This is a genomic window from Lysinibacillus sp. fls2-241-R2A-57, assembly GCF_030209535.1.
GTDB lineage: Bacteria > Bacillota > Bacilli > Bacillales_A > Planococcaceae > Lysinibacillus.
Map to the genome: position 1 here is coordinate 1 of NZ_JARVRU010000193.1, position 2,377 is coordinate 2,377.

Consider the following 2,377-nt stretch of genomic DNA (forward strand, 5'->3'; position numbering starts at 1 on the left):
ACCAACTTTTTGAAAGAAATACACATTTCTTTTCTTAAGTTGACAGCTATGATTTGTTCTCCTTCCGCGGGTATTCACCTGCTTCGCGCGGGTATTTGTTCTCCTTTCGCGGGTATTCACCTGCTTCGCGCGGGTATTTGTTCTTCTTCCGCGGGTATTCACCTTCTTCGCGCGGGTATTTGTTCTTCTTTCACGGGTATTCACCTGCTTCGCGCGAGTATTTGTTCTTCTTCCGCGGGTATTCTCCTGCTTCGCGCGGGTATTTGTTCTTCTTTCGCGGGTATTCACCTTCTTCGCGCGGGTATTTACCTCCTGCGCGGGTATTTGTTCTCCTTTCGCGGGTATTCACCTTCTTCGCGCGGGTATTTGTTCTCAAGGCAAAATTTTTATCACAAAAGAAAAAAGGATGTATTTCATTAAGTAGAAATACACCCTTTTAACAAATCTATTTGATTATTTATTTTTAACAGGACGATTTTTCCCGATACCAAGTACAAAGTAGCTCATTGTCACAATGACTAAGAATATAATTCCTACAATGAGAGAAACTCGTGTATCATCATTAAACCACATACCGATTAGCACCATTACTAAGAAGGCAATCGTTATATAGTTTGTAAAAGGCGCAAATGGCATTTTGAATGGATGCTTTGACAGTTGTTCACCTTTTATTTTTCTAAATCGTATTTGACTTATTAATATAACAAACCATGGAATCATCCCTGGTAATACACTAGCGCTGTATACATATACAAATAAATTTCCTGGTGCAATGTAACTTAAAATAACCCCGATGATCAAACCAATTAGCACGCCTACCGTACCGAATATCGGAATACCATTACTAGAAAGCTTTGCAAAACATTTAGGTGCTTGATCATTCATAGCAAGCGTATATAGCATACGCCCCGCACTATAAATTCCACTATTACAACCTGACATTGCCGCTGTTATGACAACAAAATTAATAATCCCTGCCGCAGCAGTAATGCCAACCTTTGCAAACGTGGCTACAAACGGGCTACCAATTGTACCTAATTCATCCCACGGATAAACCGTCACAATGACAAAGATCGCACCTATATAAAATATTAAAATACGCCAAATAATACTTTGAATCGCATTCGTAATAGTTTTTTGAGGATTTTTCGCTTCTCCCGCTGTAATTCCAATAAGCTCGACACCTTGATAAGCGGCAACGACTAATGATAAAGCGAAGAAGAAGCCTGACCAACCGCCAGTAAAGAAGCCTCCATGATTCCATAGATTCGATAATCCGATGGCAATACCATCATTACCAATCCCAAAGAAAATGAGACCAAAACCGGCAACAATCATTAATATAATCGTGACAATCTTAATCATGGCAAACCAAAATTCAAATTCTCCAAACGATTTAACAGAAATAAAGTTGGCAACACCTAAAATTACCATTGCAATTAATCCTGGAATCCATGCCGGTAAATCTGGATACCAATATTGCATATATGTTCCTACTGCAATAATTTCTGACATACCAACAATAACCCACTGGAACCAATTACTCCACGCTGTTAAATAACCAGCTAATGGATGTATATATTTATAGCCAAACGTTGCAAAGGAACCTGTACTAGGCTCCATATAGAGCATTTCCCCCATAGCTCGCATAATGAAAAAAATAAATATGCCTGCGATAGCATATGCAAGAAGCACAGAAGGCCCAGTCCACTGAATAGCGCTTGCAGAACCCATAAATAGACCCACGCCAATTGTACCCCCAAGAGCAATCATCTGGATATGACGCGCCTCTAATCCCCTTTTTAATTCTTTATTTGCCACTCAATAACGCCTCTTTCCCTGATGTCTCTTTCTTCGATGAATTATTTTTTAATAATAATAAATTATTTTGAAAAATACAATTGTATTTTTAGGAAAAACATAAATTACGGTAACACGATAAGGGGTCTGGTCATTTTGACGGGGCTATCTGTCGCTTTGATGGGGCTATCCGTCACTTCGGCTGTTCTTTCCGTCGCTTTGTCGATTCTATCCGTCACTTCGGCTGTTCTTTCCGTCGCTTTGTCGATTCTATCCGTCACTTCGGCTGTTCTTTCCGTCGCTTCGGCAGGCTATCCACGATTTTGACGGTTCTATCCACGTTTTCGGCGGGGCTATCCACGTTTTTGGCGGGGCTATCCACGACTTCGGCTGTTCTATCCACGATTTTGGCAGGGCTATCCATCATTTTGACGGTTCTATCCACGATTTTGGCGGGGCTATCCATGACTTTGACGGTTCTATCCACGACTTTAGCTGTTCCATCCGTCACTTCGGCTGTTCTATCCCTCGCTTTGGCGATTCTATCCGTCACTTCGGCTGTTCTTTCCGTCGCTTT

The 2,377-nt window shown here is 41.1% G+C and carries 4 protein-coding genes; 3 read left to right on the top strand and 1 reads right to left on the bottom strand.

The genetic code is table 11. From position 1 onward, the window contains the following. Positions 1–420 (top strand): hypothetical protein (locus tag QRN68_RS23665; protein WP_285399651.1); only part of this gene is annotated, 420 nt, incomplete at its 5' end. Positions 421–453: 33 nt separating this feature from the next. Here QRN68_RS23665 and QRN68_RS23670 read toward each other — a convergent pair. Beyond that, the gene (locus tag QRN68_RS23670; RefSeq protein WP_285399652.1) at positions 454–1,821 is read right to left on the bottom strand and encodes an amino acid permease; all 1,368 of its coding nucleotides are present in this window, start codon (positions 1,819–1,821) and stop codon (positions 454–456) included. Positions 1,822–1,956: 135 nt separating this feature from the next. Here QRN68_RS23670 and QRN68_RS23675 point away from each other — a divergent pair, with 135 nt between their 5' ends. Continuing rightward, positions 1,957–2,127 (top strand): hypothetical protein, encoded by a 171-nt coding sequence (locus tag QRN68_RS23675; RefSeq protein WP_285399653.1) that lies wholly within the window; start codon positions 1,957–1,959, stop codon positions 2,125–2,127. Next, on the top strand, positions 2,124–2,377 hold a 254-nt coding region (locus QRN68_RS23680), incomplete at its 3' end, for a hypothetical protein (RefSeq protein WP_285399654.1). The genes QRN68_RS23675 and QRN68_RS23680, both read left to right, overlap by 4 nt.